Source organism: Streptomyces sp. APSN-46.1, from assembly GCF_022815725.1.
GTDB lineage: Bacteria > Actinomycetota > Actinomycetes > Streptomycetales > Streptomycetaceae > Streptomyces.
This window is the reverse complement of the sequence record NZ_JALGRF010000003.1, coordinates 302,632-320,779: the sequence shown is the minus strand read 5'-3', so window position 1 is coordinate 320,779 and position 18,148 is coordinate 302,632. Positions and strand designations below refer to the sequence as shown.

At 71.8% G+C, this 18,148-nt stretch carries 22 protein-coding genes; 10 read left to right on the top strand and 12 right to left on the bottom strand.

Annotated features, from left to right (window positions below; translation table 11 throughout):
- Positions 1 to 2: 2 nt before the first annotated feature.
- From MTF65_RS13725 to MTF65_RS13700, 6 genes are all read right to left on the bottom strand, one after another.
- Complete coding sequence (locus MTF65_RS13725) at positions 3 to 662, bottom strand: response regulator transcription factor (protein WP_243628941.1); 660 nt, start codon at positions 660 to 662, stop codon at positions 3 to 5.
- Positions 659 to 1,951, bottom strand: coding sequence for a sensor histidine kinase (locus MTF65_RS13720; RefSeq protein ID WP_243628940.1), 1,293 nt, complete (start codon positions 1,949 to 1,951; stop codon positions 659 to 661). The genes MTF65_RS13725 and MTF65_RS13720 overlap by 4 nt, the downstream gene beginning before the upstream one ends.
- A gap of 136 nt (positions 1,952 to 2,087) precedes the next feature.
- Positions 2,088 to 2,759 carry a response regulator transcription factor gene (locus MTF65_RS13715; RefSeq protein ID WP_243628939.1) on the bottom strand — a complete coding sequence of 224 codons (672 nt, stop codon included), beginning with the start codon at positions 2,757 to 2,759 and terminating at the stop codon, positions 2,088 to 2,090.
- A complete protein-coding gene (locus tag MTF65_RS13710; protein ID WP_243628938.1) occupies positions 2,756 to 4,081 on the bottom strand; it encodes a sensor histidine kinase in 1,326 nt (441 codons plus the stop codon). Before MTF65_RS13710 ends, MTF65_RS13715 begins: the two co-directional genes overlap by 4 nt.
- A gap of 10 nt (positions 4,082 to 4,091) precedes the next feature.
- Entirely contained in the window at positions 4,092 to 5,294 is a 1,203-nt protein-coding gene (locus tag MTF65_RS13705) for an acyltransferase (protein ID WP_243628937.1), read from the bottom strand.
- Positions 5,287 to 6,270, bottom strand: a complete 984-nt coding sequence (locus tag MTF65_RS13700; protein WP_243628936.1) for an alpha/beta hydrolase — start codon at positions 6,268 to 6,270, stop codon at positions 5,287 to 5,289. The genes MTF65_RS13705 and MTF65_RS13700 overlap by 8 nt, the downstream gene beginning before the upstream one ends.
- Positions 6,271 to 6,528: 258 nt before the next feature.
- Between MTF65_RS13700 and MTF65_RS13695 the strand changes: the two genes are divergently transcribed.
- Together MTF65_RS13695 and MTF65_RS13690 are read left to right on the top strand one after the other, a co-directional pair.
- Positions 6,529 to 6,996 carry a PASTA domain-containing protein gene (locus MTF65_RS13695; protein WP_243628935.1) on the top strand — a complete coding sequence of 156 codons (468 nt, stop codon included), beginning with the start codon at positions 6,529 to 6,531 and terminating at the stop codon, positions 6,994 to 6,996.
- A gap of 26 nt (positions 6,997 to 7,022) precedes the next feature.
- The gene (locus tag MTF65_RS13690; RefSeq protein ID WP_243628934.1) at positions 7,023 to 7,502 is read left to right on the top strand and encodes a diadenosine tetraphosphate hydrolase; all 480 of its coding nucleotides are present in this window, start codon (positions 7,023 to 7,025) and stop codon (positions 7,500 to 7,502) included.
- A gap of 26 nt (positions 7,503 to 7,528) precedes the next feature.
- Here MTF65_RS13690 and MTF65_RS13685 read toward each other — a convergent pair whose 3' ends face one another.
- The 4 genes from MTF65_RS13685 to MTF65_RS13670 form a co-directional block, all read right to left on the bottom strand.
- A complete protein-coding gene (locus MTF65_RS13685) occupies positions 7,529 to 8,155 on the bottom strand; it encodes a LysE family translocator (protein ID WP_243628933.1) in 627 nt (208 codons plus the stop codon).
- 5 nt (positions 8,156 to 8,160) lie between these two features.
- Positions 8,161 to 8,550, bottom strand: a complete 390-nt coding sequence (locus tag MTF65_RS13680; RefSeq protein WP_243628932.1) for a nuclear transport factor 2 family protein — start codon at positions 8,548 to 8,550, stop codon at positions 8,161 to 8,163.
- A gap of 480 nt (positions 8,551 to 9,030) precedes the next feature.
- A complete protein-coding gene (locus tag MTF65_RS13675) occupies positions 9,031 to 9,525 on the bottom strand; it encodes a MarR family winged helix-turn-helix transcriptional regulator (protein WP_243628931.1) in 495 nt (164 codons plus the stop codon).
- Entirely contained in the window at positions 9,525 to 10,157 is a 633-nt protein-coding gene (locus MTF65_RS13670; protein WP_243628930.1) for a DJ-1/PfpI family protein, read from the bottom strand. Before MTF65_RS13670 ends, MTF65_RS13675 begins: the two co-directional genes overlap by 1 nt.
- A 265-nt stretch (positions 10,158 to 10,422) precedes the next feature.
- On the opposite strand from MTF65_RS13670, the gene MTF65_RS13665 reads away from it, so the two are divergent.
- From MTF65_RS13665 to MTF65_RS13655, 3 genes are all read left to right on the top strand, one after another.
- A complete protein-coding gene (locus tag MTF65_RS13665) occupies positions 10,423 to 11,775 on the top strand; it encodes an aspartate aminotransferase family protein (RefSeq protein WP_243628929.1) in 1,353 nt (450 codons plus the stop codon).
- Between the two features lie 131 nt (positions 11,776 to 11,906).
- On the top strand, positions 11,907 to 12,575 hold the full coding sequence (locus MTF65_RS13660; protein ID WP_243628928.1) for a GntR family transcriptional regulator: 669 nt from the start codon (positions 11,907 to 11,909) through the stop codon (positions 12,573 to 12,575).
- A gap of 107 nt (positions 12,576 to 12,682) precedes the next feature.
- Positions 12,683 to 13,333, top strand: a complete 651-nt coding sequence (locus MTF65_RS13655; protein ID WP_243628927.1) for a hypothetical protein — start codon at positions 12,683 to 12,685, stop codon at positions 13,331 to 13,333.
- A gap of 404 nt (positions 13,334 to 13,737) precedes the next feature.
- On the opposite strand, the gene MTF65_RS13650 is transcribed toward MTF65_RS13655, so the two are convergent.
- Positions 13,738 to 14,484 carry an SLATT domain-containing protein gene (locus MTF65_RS13650; RefSeq protein ID WP_243628926.1) on the bottom strand — a complete coding sequence of 249 codons (747 nt, stop codon included), beginning with the start codon at positions 14,482 to 14,484 and terminating at the stop codon, positions 13,738 to 13,740.
- A 254-nt stretch (positions 14,485 to 14,738) separates the two neighbouring features.
- Between MTF65_RS13650 and MTF65_RS13645 the strand changes: the two genes are divergently transcribed.
- Genes MTF65_RS13645 through MTF65_RS13635 form a run of 3 tightly spaced genes read left to right on the top strand, consistent with a single transcriptional unit; the run spans position 14,739 to position 16,380 of the window.
- The gene (locus MTF65_RS13645; protein ID WP_243628925.1) at positions 14,739 to 15,083 is read left to right on the top strand and encodes a YbaB/EbfC family nucleoid-associated protein; all 345 of its coding nucleotides are present in this window, start codon (positions 14,739 to 14,741) and stop codon (positions 15,081 to 15,083) included.
- 42 nt (positions 15,084 to 15,125) lie between these two features.
- Positions 15,126 to 15,725, top strand: a complete 600-nt coding sequence (gene recR / locus MTF65_RS13640; RefSeq protein WP_243628924.1) for a recombination mediator RecR — start codon at positions 15,126 to 15,128, stop codon at positions 15,723 to 15,725.
- Positions 15,718 to 16,380, top strand: coding sequence for a DUF5063 domain-containing protein (locus MTF65_RS13635; protein ID WP_243628923.1), 663 nt, complete (start codon positions 15,718 to 15,720; stop codon positions 16,378 to 16,380). Before recR ends, MTF65_RS13635 begins: the two co-directional genes overlap by 8 nt.
- A 23-nt stretch (positions 16,381 to 16,403) precedes the next feature.
- Here the strand turns inward: MTF65_RS13635 and MTF65_RS13630 are convergent, their stop codons facing one another.
- Positions 16,404 to 16,817, bottom strand: a complete 414-nt coding sequence (locus MTF65_RS13630) for a hypothetical protein (RefSeq protein ID WP_243628922.1) — start codon at positions 16,815 to 16,817, stop codon at positions 16,404 to 16,406.
- A 74-nt stretch (positions 16,818 to 16,891) separates the two neighbouring features.
- On the opposite strand from MTF65_RS13630, the gene MTF65_RS13625 reads away from it, so the two are divergent.
- Positions 16,892 to 17,716, top strand: coding sequence for a helix-turn-helix transcriptional regulator (locus MTF65_RS13625; RefSeq protein ID WP_243628921.1), 825 nt, complete (start codon positions 16,892 to 16,894; stop codon positions 17,714 to 17,716).
- Complete coding sequence (locus tag MTF65_RS13620) at positions 17,713 to 17,949, top strand: DUF397 domain-containing protein (RefSeq protein ID WP_243628920.1); 237 nt, start codon at positions 17,713 to 17,715, stop codon at positions 17,947 to 17,949. Before MTF65_RS13625 ends, MTF65_RS13620 begins: the two co-directional genes overlap by 4 nt.
- The last annotated feature ends 199 nt before the right edge of the window (positions 17,950 to 18,148 follow it).

Genomic DNA, 18,148 nt, shown 5'->3' with positions numbered 1-18,148 from the left:
GGTCAAGCCGGCGTCACCAGCCGGGTCTCGTAGGCGAACACCGCCGCCTGCGTGCGGTCCCGCAGGCCCAGCTTCACCAGGATCCGGCTCACGTGCGTCTTGATCGTGGACTCCGCGACGATGAGCCGGTCCGCTATCTCCGCGTTGGACAATCCCTGCGCTATCAGCACCAGCACCTCCGTCTCCCGCTCGGTCAGTTCCCCCACGGACGCCGGGTCCGCGAGCTTCGGCGACTCCGACAGCTTCGAGAACTCGGAGATCAGCCGCTTGGTTACCGAGGGAGCCAGCAGCGCCTCGCCGGAAGCCACCACCCGTACCCCCTCGGCCAGTTGGCGGGCCGATGCGTCCTTCAGCAGGAACCCGGAGGCCCCGGCGCGCAGCGCCTGGTACACGTACTCGTCGAGGTCGAAGGTCGTCAGGACCAGCACCTTCGCGTCCGTGTCGGCGGCCACGATCTCCCGCGTCGCCTCCAGCCCGTTCATCTCCGGCATCCGGATGTCCATCAGCACCACATCCGGCTTCAGGGCCGCGACCTGCGCGATGGCCTGCCGGCCGTCCACCGCCTCGCCCGCCACCTCGATGCCGTCCATCGCGTTCAGCAGTACCGAGAAGCCCTCGCGGACCATCATCTGGTCGTCGACGATCAGTACCCTGATCGTCATTCCGCCCCCTCCGCCGGCTCGTCCCTCTGCTCGGGCCGATTGCGGACGGGTATGAACACCGCGACCTCATATCCTCCCGCCGCCGTCTCCCCGGCTGTCATCTCCCCCTCCAGCATGGCCACCCGCTCCCGCATCCCGGTGAGCCCGTGCCCCGCGCCCGGCGAGGGCCGCACATCCCCCGTCGCCGCGCCGTTGACGACCCGTATCCCCAGGCCGCCCAGCACATACGACACCTCCACCTCGGCCGCCGCGCCCGGCGCGTGCCGCAGCGTGTTGCTCAGGGCCTCCTGGATGATCCGGTACGCCGACAGCTCCACGCCCTGCGGCAGCTCCCGCACCGCGCCCGTCACCGTCTTCTCCACACTCAGCCCGGCCTCCCGCACGTTGGCCAGCAGCCCGTCCAGCGAGGCCAGCGTCGGCTGCGGGGCGTCCGGCGCCTCATAGTCCGAGGAGCGCACCACGCCCAGGACCCGCCGCAACTCCGTCAGGGCCGCCACCGCGTTCTCCCGGATGGTGACGAATGCCGCCTCCAGCTCCGGCGGCGGGTTCTTCACCCGGTACGGCGCGGCCTCCGCCTGGATCGCCACCACCGACATGTGGTGCGCCACCACATCGTGCAGCTCCCGGGCGATCGTCGTCCGCTCCTCCAGCAGCGTCCGCCGGTCCCGCTCGACGGCCGTGACCTCCTGCTGCGCGGAGACCTCCGCCTTCGCGTGCCGCCGTATCTGGATGCTGCTCGCGATGGCCAGGGCGAACGCCGAGGCCACTGACATCTGCGCGAAGTTGACGCCGTAGCTGTCGCCGAACAGCACCCAGAATCCGAGGCCGATCACCAAGGTGAGCGACCACATCCATGCCGCCACCCTCGGCCCGGTCCGCAGGGTCACGAGGACCGTCACCGCGATATAGGAGACGAAGCTGCCCGGAGTCCACGGCCAGGTCATCGACGGGCCGTTCAGAATGGCCAGCAGCAGCGTCATCGCCACCGCCGCCCACCACGCGGCGATCGGCCGGACCAAGGTCATCAGAATCGGGGCCGCCGCCACCAGCCCCGTGGCGAGCCGGCCCACCGGACCGATGAAGGTGTACTGCGTGGCCCCCGTGAACATCACGACGAAGGCGGCCAGCGCCACCACCGCGGCATGACCGCGCCATATGGCATGTCGGCGTATCCCCTTGGGGAGCAGCCGGGCCAGTCGGCCCTCGCCCTCCGAGGGCGGCAGCGGCCGATAGGCGAAGGCATCGTCGATGAGGTCATGGCGCAGGGTCTGAATCAATCCCGAGGCCATTCTGAATTCCGGTGTCCGGGCTGTCCCCCCGGTGGTCGTCTCGCTCACATACAGAACCGTAGGTCCGCCGCCCCGTCATCCGCGTCGCCGCTGATGGGGATTTCCCCGCATCCCTCTCAAGTACTACGAGGGCCAGTCAGTAGCCCGTCGGACGGACCAGCCCCGTCTCGTACGCGAACACCGCCGCCTGCGTGCGGTCCCGCAGGCCCAGCTTCACCAGGATCCGGCCCACATGGGTCTTGACCGTCTGCTCGGCCACGATCAGATGCCCCGCGATCTCCGCGTTGGACAGGCCCTGGGCGATCAGCGACAGCACCTCCGTCTCCCGCTCCGTCAGCTCGCCGAGCCGCGCCTTCGACGGGCCCCGGGGAGCGCCCATCCGGGAGAACTCCGTGATAAGCCGCTTGGTGATGTTCGGCGACAGCAGCGCCTCACCGGCCGCGACCACCCGTACCGCCTCCGCGAGCTGTTCGGCCGACGCGTCCTTGAGCAGGAACCCGGACGCCCCGGCGCGCAGCGCCTCGTACACGTACTCGTCGAGGTCGAAGGTGGTCAGCACCAGCACCTTCACGGTGGAGGCCGGGACGCCGGTGATGACGGAGGTGGCCTCGATACCGCCCATGCCGGGCATGCGGATGTCCATCAGGACCACATCGGGGCAGAGTTCGGCGACCTTGGCCACGGCGTCGGCCCCGTCCACGGCCTGGCCGACCACCTCGATGTCGGGCTGCGTGTTGAGGAGCACGGTGAAGCCCTGCCGGACCATCATCTGGTCGTCGGCGATCATCACCTTGATCGGGGTGCTCATGTGTCCTTCTTCGTTTCGGGGGAGGGGCCTGAACCCGGGCCCGCGGCGGGTGAGGTGGTCCCCTGCGGATCTATCGGGAGGACGGCGCTCACCTCGTAACCGCCGTCGGGGCGCGGGCCGGCCGCCAGCTCGCCCCCCAGCATGCCCGCCCGCTCGCGCATCCCCAGCAGCCCGTGCCCCGCTCCGGGCGACGGCGGGGCCGGCCGGGTCGGCGCGCTGTTGGCGACGCACAGGTGCAGCTCGCGCGGCCCGTACGCGATGCCGACCTCCACCCGCGAACCCGGTGCGTGGCGCAAGCAGTTGCTCAGCGCCTCCTGCACGATCCGGTACGCGGTGAGCTCGACGCCCGGGGTCAGAGGCCGCCGGATGCCCGCGATCTCGGTGGTGACCTCCAGCCCGGCCCCGCGCACGTTGTCGACGAGGCCGTCCAGCTCGGCGAGGGTGGGCTGGGGGTGGTGGGGGTTCGCCGGATCGTCGGGGTTCTCGGAGCGCAGCACGCCCAGGACGCGGCGCAGCTCGGTCAGGGCCTCCAGCGCGTTCTCCCGGATGCCGGCCAGGTTCTCCTTGAGCTCCTCGGACGGGTTCTCCACGAGGTGCGGGGCGACCTGCGCCTGAATGGAGATCACCGACATGTGGTGGGCGACCACGTCGTGCAGCTCGCGGGCGATCCGGCTGCGCTCCTCCAGCAGGGTCCGACGGGCGCGCTCCTCCTCGGTGAGGGACTCCTGCTCGACGAGCTTGCCGCGGGCCAGACGGGTCGCGCGGAGCGCGTAACCGAGGAGGCCGACGAAGCCGAAGAGGAGGGCCACGCCCGCGAACACCGTCTGGCTGCCCGGTGGGCTGAACGAGGCCTCGGTCAGCCCGGAGTAGACGATCGAGATGCCGACGACCCCGACCGTCACCCGGGGCGGCACCCGCAGGGCTACCAGCAGGATCAGTGGTGCGAACGTGAAGGCCCCGGCGGGTGTCCACGGCCAGGACTGCCCCTGGCCGACGTGGCCGTGGATGGTCCACGCGACCAGGGCCGCGGCGATGAGGCCGAGCCACCAGCCGGCGAGCGGCCGGAACAACCCCAGCACAATGGACACACCGGTGAGGACCGCCAGTGCCGCGACCGGGCCGCCCGTGATGTCGTAGTGGTCCCCGAGCTGCTCGGCCGTGAGGGCGCAGGACAGTACCGCTGCGTAGCCGACGGCCACATGCGGCAGCCAGGCCAGCCAGCGCGGCCGCGACATCCGGGGGAGCGGATCCCGCTCCAGGCTGACCAGCTCCCGGGCCAGGCCGCGCAGCGCGGTAACCGGGGAGTCGCTCTGTTCGTTCACGGCCTCCAGCCTAGGCATGGGTGATCTCCTCGGCGGGGGCGGGCGCCCGGTGGTGGGAGCCGGTGACGATGCGGGTGGCGCCTTCCTGCTTCGGGCGGCTGCCCCGCTCGTACGCGCGGAACGCGGCCCAGCAGACCGCCAGGGCGGCGGCGAACACCGGCAGCCACACCAGCCGGGCGGCTATCCACTCCGGACCGCCGGGCACGGTGTGCAGTCCGGGAAGGTCGAAGGAGGCCAGCAGTCCGAGGGCGGTGACGGCCATCATCGCGGTCTGGTGCCACAGGAAGACCGTCATGGCAGACAGGTTCAGCAGGGCCACCTTCGCCCAGGCCCTCGGCCGGCGCACGGCCCGGGCCAGCGGCTCGCGCACCAGCAGGGCCAGCCCGCACTGGGCCAGGCCGAACGCGACCGCGGCCAGCGTCGGAGGGTTCAGGTTCGATATCGGCTCCCCGGGCACACCCACCATGGACGCCGGGTATCCGCCCCAGAGGACCAGCGCGGCGGTGGCGACAGTGCCCCCGCCGAGCAGCAGCGCGGCCGGGGCCCGCCGGGTGAACGCCCCGCGCGACCAGGCAGCCCCCAGGGTGTAGGGGACGAGCCAGCCGGCCGCCACATTGACCCAGCCGATCCACTCGGGCCCGCCGAAGCCGTACCGCCACGCGTCCACACCCGCCACCACCGCCAGCGGCCACACCGGATGCAGGCGCGCCACCAGCGGAGTGGCCGCGGTCAGCGCCGCGAACACCAGCAGGAACCACAGCGGGGAGAGGACGAGCTTGAGCAGGGTCCGGACCGTGTCCAGCTCCACGCCACCGAGCAGCATCCCGACCGTCGCGACGGCCCACAGGGCGAGCACCGCGGCGACCGGACGGAACAGCCGGCTCAGCCGCTGCCGGACCCAGGCGCCGTACGAGACCCCGCGCGCCCGCGCGCACTCGTGGCTCCGGGTCCCGACATGGCCACCGACGAGGAAGAAGACGGCCAGGGTCTGGAACACCCACGAGACCGGCGCCAGCCAGCTCATGGACGCCAGCGGACTGGTGGCGCTCAGACCGCCGTTGGCGGTGGTCAGCGCGGTGACCAGCCAGTGGCCCAGCACCACCCCGAGAATCGCCAGGGCCCGCAGCGCGTCCACCGAGCGGTCCCGCTCCGCCGGAGTGGCGGCGTCCATGCGATCCGCGAGGGCGGACCAGCGGGCGCGGAGCTTACGCATGAGAGGCCTCCTGTGCGGGGGTGGTCGCTGCGGCGGTGCCGAGGACGATGCGGGCCAGGCTGTCGAGGGACGCGGTGCCGGGCTTGAGGTAGTCGCTGTGCCCGGCGCTGCCGGCGGCGAACTTCCGTGCCCCGAAGGCGGGATCGACGGGGTCGGTACCGAAGCCGATGCCGGCGACCCGGACATGCGGGACGCGCCCGATCCAGTCGGCGCTGCCCCGCCCGGCCCACACGCGGGCGCCCGTCCGCAGCGCACGGGCGTCGGCGGCCCCGGTGCCCGGGCTCCCGAACAGGACCACGTCGGTGACCTTGGGGCCGGTCCCGGTCCGGGCGCAGACGACAGAACCGTAGGAGTGGCAGAGGAGGGAGAGGTGGGCCTCGGGCGGGGTGACCTTCCCCAGCCACGCGAGGAACGGGGACAGTTCGGAGGCGGCGCCATCGGCGCGACCGGTGGTCAGGACGGTCGTACTGACCGTGCCGGGGGTGTCGTACCCGAGCCAGGCGACCACGGCGGAGCGCGCATGCTCGGCCTGGAGGCGCTGCTGAAGGGCGACAGCCCCGGCACGGAACCTTTGGTAGGTGTCCAGCGTGGTGTCGGAGCCGGGGACCAGGACGGTGACCCGGTCGGCGGTGTCGAGATCGCCGAACACCTCTATGGCGCGGCCCTTCCCGCGGCCGTCGATGGCGAGGAATCGCGGCGTCGGCCCGCCCGACTCCGGGGCGCCGGGAGTACCCGCCGCCATCGCGCGCAGCTTCGCGGCCCGGCGGGTGCGGCCGGCGTCCTGCGCCATGCGGGCCGCCTCGCCGAGGTTGGCGAGGTTCTCGGCGTACCGGGCCTGGGGCGGGGTGTGCGCGCCGAAGGAAACGGGTTCGGGGGAAGGGGTGTTGGGCGAGGAGGAGGCGGCGGACACGGGGAACACGACGGCTGCGGCGACGAGACCGGCCAGCAGGGTGCGGCGCAGGCGGGCACGGGGCATGGTGTGTTCCTTCGGTCCGGAGGGGTGCTCGGGTGTTCGTCTCTGGTACCGAAGTTAGGGATCACCGCCCATCGTCGGCGTCACGCTGGGGAGCCGCCTTTCCCTGTAGCTCTCAGGTATGACAGGGGTTACCTGAGAGTCAGGGTCGGCCTGTTCGTGGCCGGTTCGCCGCAACCGCCGCCACCGCGCGGGGCTTTCGCGCGTCACAGGTAGGTCACTGGCACCACGCAACCCTCCCCGCCCCGGCACAGTGGCGCGATGCGCACACACCGCACCGTCACCCTCCTCACCGCAGCGGGCATCCTCACCCTCACCGCCTGCAACCCGCAGGCCGGCAACAGCACCGGCCAGCCCGCGCCCATCACCCCCATTACCCCCAGCACCCAGCCTGCCGCTCCGTCCTCCGCAGCCCCCGCCCCGGCGAGCAAGGCCCCCGCCGCGCCCGCACCCGCGAGCCCGGCCGCCCCGGTCCCCGCCGCCCCGGTCCCCGCCGCCCAGGCCACCGTGCCCAACATGGTCGGCAAGATCCTCCAGACCGCCCAGGACGAAGCGCAGGCCGCCGGCTTCTACCTCCTCGGCTCCACCGACGCCACCGGCCAGAGCCGCATGCAGGTTCTGGACCGGAACTGGAAGGTGTGCTCGCAGACTCCGGCCGCCGGCACGAAGGCTGACCCCAGCAGCAAGCTCGTGTTCAACACGGTCAAGGTCGGTGAGACCTGCCCCTGACCGCCGCCGTCGGTTACGGTCCCGGGATGAGTGATACCGACTGGCGTCGCGACCGCATCGGCAGTGCGCACCGCGGGGAGAACCCGACCGTGATGCGCCGCCTCGGCTCCGGATTCGCGGTGATCGGGGACCGGCAGTTCCTGCCGGGGTACTCGGTGCTGCTGACGGGGGATCCCGCCGTCACCCGGCTGTCGGAGCTGCCCCGGCCGCGCAGGGTCGCGTACCTCTCCGACATGGAGCGGCTGGCCGAGGCCGTCGAGCGGGCCTGCGCGCGGCTCGACCCGGCCTTCCGCCGGGTGAACATCGAGATCCTGGGCAACACCGACCCGTATCTCCACGCCCATATCTGGCCCCGCTACGACTGGGAGCCCGCCGACCTCGTCCGGCTGCCGGTCTGGCGGTACGAGGAGGTGGAGTACTGGCGTGGCGACCGGCACGCGCTGAGCCCCCGCCACGACGCCGTGCGGGCGGCCATCGGGGAGGAGCTCGACGCCCTGGCCGGCTGAACGCCGCGGTTACGAGGCCGCCGCCGCTACGAGGCCGCCGTCGCCACGCGGATGCCGAAGCCGATCAGGACCACGCCCGTCACCCGGTCCAGGGTCCGGCGAACGCGCGGGCGCGCGAAGAAGTGCCGGGCGCGCGAGAGGACGTACACGTACGAGCCGAGCCAGACCAGGGTCAGCAGTACGTGGACCAGTACGAGGAGGGCCATGCCCGCCGCCGGGCGGAGGCCGGACGGGGCGAGGGTGGGCAGCAGGCCGGTGTAGAAGACGGCGATCTTGGGGTTGAGGGCGTTGGCGACGAGGCCGGTACGCCAGGCGTTGCCGTCTGCGCCGGTCTTTGCGCTGGTGCCGGAGTCGGTGGGGGGCGCGTCCGCGCCCGCCTCTCGCAGGGCCTGGATGCCGAGCCAGCCGAGGTACGCCGCTCCCGCGAGCTTCACCACGAGGTACACCTCGGCCGAGGCGGCGAGCAGCGCCGCCAGTCCGGCCACGGTGAGGGTGCCCCAGAGCAGCAGGCCGAGGCCGATCCCGCCGACCGTGCGCAGACCGTCGGCGCGGCCGCGCGAGACGGCGCGCTTCGTCACGATCGCCATGTCCGGACCCGGGACGAGGGTCAGAAGGGCCAATATCCCCGTCGCGGTGATGAGTTGCGTGAGCACGCGGCTCAGTCTGCCACCAGGGGCTCGACGTAGCCCGCACGCCACCGGGGAGCCGGGTCCTGGCCCGGGCTGGTCCAGTACTCCCTGGCCCCTACGACCTCCCCCTCGCGCACGGTCCAGAGGGAGACGGCCCGGTAGACCACGTGGTCCCGGGGTATCTCCACCTCGGTGACGACGTGATCCCCGTCCGCGAGGATGCGGAGCAGTTCGACGGGTCTTTCGTCCGTGTAACAGTCGTCGCTGTTCACGGCGATGAAGTTGGCGCGTCCGACGATGCGCTCGCCGCTCACCGGCCATTCGATGACCGCGTCCTCGGCGATGAGCTTGGCCACGCCGTCCCAGTCGCGTGCCTCGATCCGCTCCCACAGTCGTGCCACTACGTTCAACGGCTCCATGTGCCGCAGTGTGCGATGGGGGTGCGTGGCTCAACAAGCTTTGCTTGCAGGCTTATTGACTTCGACACAAACGGGGTGGGGGGTGGGGTGGGAGGGGGTGTGCGGGGGTCGTGCCGCTCGCCGGTCATCACGGCGTAGACGGAGCCGCAGGCGGCGATGGCGACGATCAGGGCGACGGCGAGGAGGAACGCGGTGGTGGCGGGGTGGGGGTGGCCGTTTCCCGGGCCGGGGCCGGGGTCGGGGTCGGGGTGCGGTGGTTCCATGGCGGGTCCTCCCCCTCGGAGGGCGGGTTGCTCCGCGGGGGAAGACGGGTGGCGGGGGTGGACGGTTGAGCGGGTCTCGGCCATCCCGATATGGCTGGGCCGGGTGCGTGTCCTGCGGGCGCGCCTCCGGGGCTCCGCCCCGCGCCCCGCGCCTCAAACGCCGGCGGGGCTGAAAGATCGGCGCCTCAAACGCCGGCGGGGCTGAAAGATCCGTGCCTCAAGCGCCGGCGGGGCTGGGGGGTGGGGGTGCGGGTGGTTGCGACAAGGTGTCCAGGGCGGCGGACAGGCGTTCCAGGGCGCGGGTGGCTTCCCTGAAGGCCGTGTCGCCGAGTTCTGCCGCCAGGCGGGTGGCCAGGGTGGCGTGGCCCGGGGTGATGCGGGCGATCGCGGCGCGGCCCGCGTCCGTCGGGCGGAGGAGTTTCGCGCGCCGGTGGGCCGGGTTCGGGACGTACTCGGCGAGTCCCTGCGCGGCCAGCAGGTCGGCGATGCGCTGGACGCTCTGGCGGGTGATGCCCATGGCCCGGGCGATCCCCGCGACGGGCAGCGGCTCCCGCAGTACCGCGCCCAGCACCTGCCAGCGGGCCGCGGTCAGCCCGGCCGGTTTGGCCAGTTCCTCGGAGACGGCGAGGAACTGGCCGTTCAGCCGGAACACCCCGAGGGCCGTCCGGCTGAGCAGGTCCTGCTTTTCCCTCAGGGACAACGGCTCAGGCATCAGGCGTCGCCGGATTCCGACGCCGCCATCAGCACCGGGTACGCGCTCGCGTCCGAGTCGTGGAAGAGGCGGTACCAGGCGTCCAGGACGTCCGGCTTGTAGACGCCGAGGCGGGCGAAGACCTCGCGCGCGAACGCCACCGGTTCGGTCGGGCCCGCCGTGATCAGGTCGCCGTCGGTGACCGCGTCGGCCTCGACATACCGCTCGGCGCCCCCGTAGCCGGGCTGCTCCGCGAGGTAGAAGGAGGCCGCGCTGGTGTGCCGGCGGTCGTCCAGCAGGCCCTCGCGGGCCAGTCCGGCCGTGGCTCCGCAGATCGCCGCCACCGGCACCCCGGCCGCCAGGAACTCCCTCGCCTTCGCCGCGAACGGCGCCAGCTCCTCGCTCGTGTCCCACAGCGAGGCGCCCGTCAGGATCAGCAGGGACGAGTCCTCCGGCCGCAGCTCCGCGAGGGCCAGGTCGGGCTGGATGCGGACGCCGCCCATGGTGGTGACCGGCGCTCCGGCGGCGAAGCCGACCGTACGGACGGTGTGGCCGCGCTGGGTCAGGTGGGCGGTGGTGTGGCCGGTCTCCCAGTCCGCGTACGTGTCGTAGACCGCGAGGTGGACGGGCTTGCGCGGGGTCTCGCTCCTCATGGGGTGCTCGCCTCCAGAGCGTCAGATCAGCAGGTCGGCAGATCGGCAGGTCGGCAGGTCGGCAGGTCGGCAGGTCGGCAGATCGGCAGGTCGGCAGATCGGCAGGTCGGCAGATCGCCGGTATGACAGAAGGCTGTCATGTGGGCAGGATGCTGTCAATGTCCCTCAGGGAGTGCGTCGCGCAGACAGAGTGCCGAGGGCGGTGCCCGACCCCCATACAGTCCGCCGATATCCCTCTCCACCTGCGCACTTTTAGCGTGACGGCATGACCCCTCATGTCACCGGCGCGACCGTCAAGGCCGCCGACCGCGCTCACGTCTTCCACTCCTGGTCCGCCCAGGCCCTGATCGACCCGCTCGCCGTGGCCGGGGCCGAGGGCTCGTACTTCTGGGACTACGACGGGAGCCGCTTCCTCGACTTCTCCTCCCAGCTGGTGAACACCAACATCGGGCACCAGCACCCCAAGGTCGTCGCCGCCATCCAGGAGCAGGCGGCCACGCTCTGCACCCTGGCCCCCGGCTTCGCCGTGGACGTCCGCTCCGAGGCCGCGCGCCTCATCGCCGAGCGCACCCCCGGCGACCTCGACAAGATCTTCTTCACCAACGGCGGCGCCGAGGCCGTGGAGAACGCCGTACGGATGGCCCGGCTGCACACCGGCCGCTCCAAGGTGCTGTCCACGTACCGCTCGTACCACGGCGCCACCGCCGCCGCGATCAACCTGACCGGCGACCCGCGCCGCTGGCCCTCGGACACGGCCGCGGCCGGTGTAGTGCACTTCTGGGGCCCGTTCCTCTACCGCTCGCCCTTCCACGCCACCACCGAGGCCGAGGAGTGCGCCCGCGCCCTCGCCCACCTCGCCGACACCATCGCGTTCGAGGGTCCGCAGACCATCGCCGCGATCATCCTGGAGAGCGTGCCCGGCACCGCCGGGATCATGACCCCGCCGGCCGGGTACCTCGCGGGCGTGCGCGAGCTCTGCGACCGCCACGGCATCGTCTTCGTCCTGGACGAGGTCATGTCCGGGTTCGGGCGGACCGGCGCGTGGTTCGCCGCCGACCACTGGGGCGTCACCCCGGACCTGATCACCTTCGCCAAGGGCGTGAACAGCGGTTATGTCCCGCTCGGCGGCGTCGCGATCTCGGCCGCCATCGCCGAGACCTTCGCCACCCGCCCCTACCCGGGCGGACTGACGTACTCCGGTCACCCCCTGGCCTGCGCCGCCGCCGTGGCGACGATCAACGTCATGGAGGAGGAGGGCATCGTCGAGAACGCCGCCCGCGTCGGGGAGAGCGTGATCGGCCCGGGGCTCGCCGAGATCGCCGAGCGGCACCCTTCCGTCGGCGAGGTCCGCGGTCTGGGCACGTTCTGGGCGCTGGAACTCGTACGGGACAAGGAGACGCGCGAGCCGCTCGTCCCGTACAACGCCGCCGGCGCCGACAACGCGCCGATGGCCGAGTTCGCGGCGGCCTGCAAGAAGTCCGGCCTGTGGCCCTTCGTCAACATGAACCGCACCCACGTGGTCCCGCCGTGCACCGTCACCGAGGCGGAGGCGAAGGAGGGCCTGGCGCTCCTCGACGCGGCGCTGACGGTCGCGGACCGGCACGCCGTCGCCGGATAACGGGCAGTTTGTCCGCATGGCGGTCGCACATCGGCCGCATAGCGGTCGTATAGCGGTCGTATATCGATCGGTTTCAGCCTCGCTGCCTGGCCTTAAGGTGTCCGAAGTCCTACGACAGGAGACGGACCCCGATGTCAGGCAGCGGCGCTGTCACCCGCAACACACTTCGCCAGCAGATCGCGGACGCGCTGCGGGACGAGGTGCTGGCGGGACGCCTGCCTCCGGGGACCGAGTTCTCGGTCCGGCAGATCGCCGAGCAGTACGAGGTCTCCGCGACCCCGGTACGCGAGGCCCTCGTGGACCTCTCGGCCCAGGGGCTGCTGGAATCCGTCCAGCACCGGGGGTTCCGGGTCCGCGTCTTCTCCGTCGCCGACTTCGTCGAGATGATCGAGGCCCGCTCCCTGGTGGTGGACGGGATCTTCCGCAAGCTCGTCGAGCGCGGGGTCTCGCCGGGGGCGTCCGAGATGCTGGTGTCGGTGCGGCGCCGGGCGGAGGAGGCGCGGCGGGCCGTGCGGAGCGGTTCGCTCGAAGTGCTGATCGGCTACGACCTGCGGTTCTGGCGGGAGCTGAGCGGCCTGGTCGGGAACCCGTACATCTCCGACTTCCTGCACCGGATCCGGGTGCAGTGCTGGGCTTTCGCCGTGCCGCACCTCCAGCGGGATCCGCAGCTGATGCGGGACGGGCTCTGGGACGGGCACCGCGAGCTGGTGGAGGCGGTGACGCGGGCGGAACCGGAAGAGGTACGCCGTCTGGTGCAGGCGTACAACCGGCACGCGCTGGACTGGGCCGGCGGGCTCTGAGACCGGGGCCAGGGTCGGGGACCGGTCGGGTTTTGCGCAGCCCTTCGCGGAGGGTGTTCGGCGCACTACGCTGGCCCGATCGGCGGCAACGACTGATCGGAGCCCGCGTGGCCTGTGACCTGTGGCTGGTCCCCCTTGTCGATGTGCTGTGCCACAGCCCCGACAATCCCTTCGCGGAAGAGATCGCCTCGTACGACAAGGCGCTGGGCGAGGCGGGACTCCCGTCGGTGCCCGTGTTCGCGTACATGCCGGGGCTGTCCGGGGACGTCGCCCCGGTGGCCGGTTTCGACTACGACGCCCTGCACTTCCTGCGGCGGGCGTACCTGTTGCAGGTCTGCGGGCTGCCGGTGACGCCGGTGGACGAGCTGGGCGGCGACTACGAGCAGCTGCTGGAGATGTTCGAGGCCACGGCGCAGCAGTCGCACCTGGTGTGGCACTACGACCACGCGGGCGCGTACGTGCCGGTGGACTTCGCGGTTCCGTTGGCCAACGAGGAGCTGCTGGCGGGGGGCGGGCCGCTCGGGTCCGCGCAGGGGCTGCTGCGGGAGCTGGCCTTCGTCGCGCCCGCGATCGGGATAGACCCGGGGAATCCGCCGGCCGCGCCGGTGCCGCCGGGGCGGCCGACGTCGCTGGAGGAGTCGGCGGGGCCGATTCCGTACGACGACAGTCCGTTTGCGCGGGAGCGGCATGTGTGGCTGGGGTTGCACGCGGCTGCTACGCGGAGTCTGGGGCAGGGGTCGATGATCATCTTCAGCTGACCCGTGCCCTTGCCCTTGCCGGGTCGCTGCCGGGTCCCCTGCCGGGGCCGGGGCCGGTGCCCTGGGTTCGTGGCGGTGCGGGTGCCGGTGCGGTGGGGCGGGGGTGGGGCCGCTGCGCGGAGCTGGTCCCCGCCCCGCCCTTTCTCCGTTTCCCGGGCTCTGCCCGGACCCGCGCCTCAAACGCCGGCGGGGCTGGAAGGACCTGGGGCTCCGCCCCAGACCCCGCGCCTCAAACGCCGGCGGGGCTGGGTGGGGCGGCGGGGCTGGAAGGGAGCGCCGGCGGGGCTGGGTGTGGGGCAGAGGAGCTGGGAGGTCCGGCCCCGCCGGACGGAGTTCGGCGCAGCGGCGTGAAGCCGGGGAGGTCCGCAAGGGCCGAGCGGTGCGAGCGGCGCGTCAGGAAGGGCTCAGCGGGGTTGTTCTGGGGGGCGTTGGCGGGGCATGTTGGGGCGGGTGCCTGGGGGGAGGGGGAAGCGGGACGGGGGGATGCCGGCGTCCGTGCGGCCGGTGGTGGCGCCCAGGGACTGCATCACCAGCGGTGCGGGGCCGGAGCTGAACTCCACCATCCATTCCGCGGTCTCGGAGCGGACGAGCTCCGTCACGTCCTCCGAGAAGCGCCGCAGCACCGTCAGGCAGCGTTCCGCCGCCTCGCTCGCCGTGCCCTCCGTCGGGCCCAGGACCTCCCGTACGTTCTCCGAGGCCCAGTCGAACTGCAACGTCTGCAGGCGGCGCTGCACCGCCTGCGCCGTCGCCACGTCCCGCATCCAGCCCGAGGTCAGCCCGAAGAACCGGTCGCAGGCCAGGCAGGCCGCGCCCAGCAGGAGGGACAGGTAGCCGTACGAGGCCGCCCCGGGGACCGAGCCCGTCAGCTCCAGGAGGGGCATGGCGGCGCCCATGACGGCGCCCCCCGCCGCCCCCGCCCGCAGGATCCGCGCGCCGCGGCGCTTCCACGCCCGGTCGGAGAGGTACCACTCCGCGGTGCGCAGCGCGTCGGCCTCGACCCGCCGGTAGAGCTCGTCGAGCCGCTCCGCGGGTTCGCCCCAGTCTCCCAGGGGGAACGGCCCACCGGTCAGATCGCCCGCCGCCATCGGTCCGCCGCCCTCCTCCCGGGGATCCCGGGGTGGCCCCTCGGGCTGCATCTCCGGCTGGCTCACCCGGCACTCCCTCTGCCTGCGCTGACGTGTGGTGGTGCGCGTGTGCGCAATGATGCGCATGCCCTTCCTACCTTCGATTGACGAGCGATGGGCGGCGAATCCCCGGTTTTCCGCTCGCAAGGAGGTCCCCAGCAGGTACGCGCACGCCCCGTCGCTCACTCGAAAGAGTTGGTCCTCTCGGCGTAGGGCGCGCCGCGCGGGGAGCACGTAGGCTCGGATTGACCAAGCGTTTGACGGCATTGGAGTGAATACCAGTGATTCCCGGTGGTGGCCAGCCCAACATGCAGCAGCTGCTTCAGCAGGCCCAGAAGATGCAGCAGGATCTCGCGGCGGCCCAGGAGGCCCTCGCGCAGACCGAGGTCGAGGGCCAGGCGGGCGGCGGCCTCGTGAAGGCGACGGTGACCGGTTCCGGCGAACTGCGGGCGCTGGTGATCGACCCGAAGGCCGTTGACCCCGAGGACACCGAGACCCTGGCCGACCTGGTGGTGGCCGCGGTGCAGGCCGCCAACGAGAATGCCCAGGCGCTCCAGCAGGAGAAGCTGGGCCCCCTGACCGCCGGGCTCGGCGGCGGCAGCGGCATCCCCGGGCTTCCCTTCTAGTACTTCCCACCTACACAATCCACAGCGAAAGAAGGCAGTCCGTTGTACGAAGGCGTGGTCCAGGACCTGATCGACGAACTGGGCAGGCTGCCCGGCGTCGGGCCCAAGAGCGCGCAGCGGATCGCCTTCCACATCCTGCAGGCCGAGCCCACCGACGTCCGCCGCCTCGCGCACGCGCTGCTTGAGGTGAAGGAGAAGGTCCGCTTCTGCGCGGTCTGCGGGAACGTGGCGCAGGAGGAGCGGTGCACCATCTGCCGCGATCCGCGCCGCGACCTCACGGTCATCTGTGTCGTCGAGGAGCCGAAGGATGTCGTCGCGGTCGAGCGGACTCGCGAGTTCCGGGGCAAGTACCACGTCCTCGGCGGCGCGATCAGCCCGATCGAGGGCGTCGGCCCGGACGACCTGCGGATCCGGGAGCTCCTGGCCCGCCTCGCGGACGGCACGGTCACCGAGCTGATCCTCGCCACGGACCCGAACCTGGAGGGGGAGGCCACCGCCACGTACCTCGCCCGCATGATCAAGCCCATGGGCCTGAAGGTCACCCGCCTGGCCAGCGGGCTCCCCGTCGGGGGAGATCTGGAGTACGCGGACGAGGTCACGCTCGGGCGGGCCTTTGAAGGAAGGCGACTTCTCGATGTCTGACGCAACGCTGCACGCCCTGGGCCAGGATCCGGACGACTTCGCCGTCCAGATCTCGGACCAGATCGAGTCCTTCATCGTCGCGGTCACCGAGGTGGCCAAGGGCGAGGACCCGGACAGCGCGGTGCCCTTCCTCCTCCTGGAGGTGTCCCAGCTGCTGCTGGCGGGCGGCCGGCTGGGCGCGTACCAGGACGTGCTGCCCGACGAGCGCTACGAGCCCGACAGCGGCCCCGAGCAGGACGTGGACGAGCTGCGCGAGCGGTTCGCGTACATGCTGGAACCGGTCGACGTGTACTCCGAGGTCTTCGACCCGTACGAGCCGCGCAAGACCCCGGTCGCGCACCGGATCTCCGACGACGTGGCCGACGTGGTGGCGGACCTGCGGCACGGGCTGGCGCACTACCGGGCGGGCCGGACCACCGAGGCCCTGTGGTGGTGGCAGTTCTCGTACTTCACCAACTGGGGCCCGACGGCCTCGGCCACCCTGCGCGCCCTCCAGTCGCTGGTGGCCCACGTACGGCTGGACCAGCCGCTGGCCGCCCTGGACGGCCTGGACACGGACGAGGACCTGGCGGAGGACGACCTCGCGGAGCAGGCCGGACAGGTCATGGCCCAGGAACTCGGCGGACTGGGCCGCCGCCGCCCGAGCCCCGCCTGATCCGGACGGCCTCGCGTCACGTGTCACACGGGGGCGGGAACGCCCGCCTCCGGCGCCAGGAGGGCGTGCAGGGCCTCCGGGTCCACGAAGGGGGCCAGGGCGGAGGGCCGCGACTGCCACAGCAGCGGCCAGGTGTTTCCGTCCAGGGCGGGTACGCCGACGTAGGCGACGGTCCGCTGCCCGGCCCCGAAGCGCTGCACGCCGAGCGGCCAGGCGTACGTCCGGGAGGTCCCGGGCGGCAGCAGGAAGTACATCCACCGGAAGCCGCTGGCCTCGCACACGACCGGCCCCGCCCGCCCGCCGGTCGCCTCGATCAGCTGCGCGGCCACCGCCTCCCCGCGTACGCCCTGAATGCGTACGGCGTCGAAGTGGATGCCGGTGCGGTGCAGCTGGTGGCCGAGGAGGGGGACCCAATCGGGCCGACGTGTGCGGTTCATGCCCGTAGCCTGGCGCGCCGGGTCTACGCTCGACAGTGACCGAGCGGATACAAAGCGTGCTGTAGCTGCCGGAGGTGGCCGCTGTGTCAGTCCCGAATCCCGCTGTACCTCCCGCCTGGCGCTACGCCGGTGACCAGCTCAAGCGCTGGCGGCTGAAGGCGGGCGTGACCCGCGAGGAGTTGGGCAGGGCCGCCCGTTACTCCCCGGACACCATCAAGGCGATGGAGCAGGGCGTGCGGATGCCGACGCCGCAACTGCTGGACGCGGCCGACGCGTTGTGCCAGGCGGAGGGCCTACTGAGCGCTGCCGCGGGCTATTTGCGGCGCGAGAAGTTCCCCGCACGGGCGCAGGACTTCATGCAGCGGGAGCGGGAGGCGCGGAGCCTGTGGTGGTACGAGGTCGCGCTGATCCCGGGCCTGTTGCAGACCGAGGACCACGCCCGTGCGCTGATCGGGAACCACTGCCCGACGCTCGACGAGGGCACCGTCGAGGAGCGGGTGGCTGCCCGGCTTGAGCGGCAGTCACTCCTCTACGGGAGTCCGCCGGTGAATCTCAGTTTCGTGCTCTTCGAAGCGGCGCTGCGCTGCGAGTGGGGCGGACGGGAGGCACATCGGGAGCAGCTGGTCCGCCTGCTGGCAATGGGGGAACTCCGGAATGTCTCTCTCCAGGTGCTGCCCTTCGAGCGGGTCATTCCGGCTGCTGTGCTCGGGCCGATGGTGCTGCTGGAGACGCGCGAGCACGAGCGCCTGGCCTTCACGGAGGGTCCTTCGGTGAGTCAGCTGACCGCTGATCCGGAGGTGGTGAGTTCACACACTGAGCGACTTAGCATGATCCGCGCGGAGTCCCTCGGTGCGGAAGAATCCGCCCTGTTTATCAAGCGGATGGTGGATCAGTTATGAGTCCTGCGCTGCGGTGGTTCAAGTCGAGCTACAGCAACTCGGAGGGCGGCGCCTGCGTCGAAGTCGCCCTCGGTTGGCGCAAGTCCAGCTACAGCGACGCCGAGGGTGACAACTGCGTCGAGGTCGCCGCCTGCCCCGTCGCCGTTCACGTCCGGGACTCCAAGGTCGTCGCCGGACCGGAACTGGTGTTCACGGGTGCCCCCTGGGCGGCGTTCCTGAGCTCCGAGCTCTGAGCTCCGAGCCCCGAGCTCTCTTTTGGGTTGGTTGGTTGGGTGGTTGGTTAAAACCCAACCACCCAACCCAACGTCCGTTCATGACAGCCGAGATGACTATTCGTGACCGACTTGACACGGGGCGTGGTGGAGGGTCTAGCGTTCGGCATATAAAGCGACCCCGACAGGTGCTACCAACACCGTGCCGGGGTCTGACCTT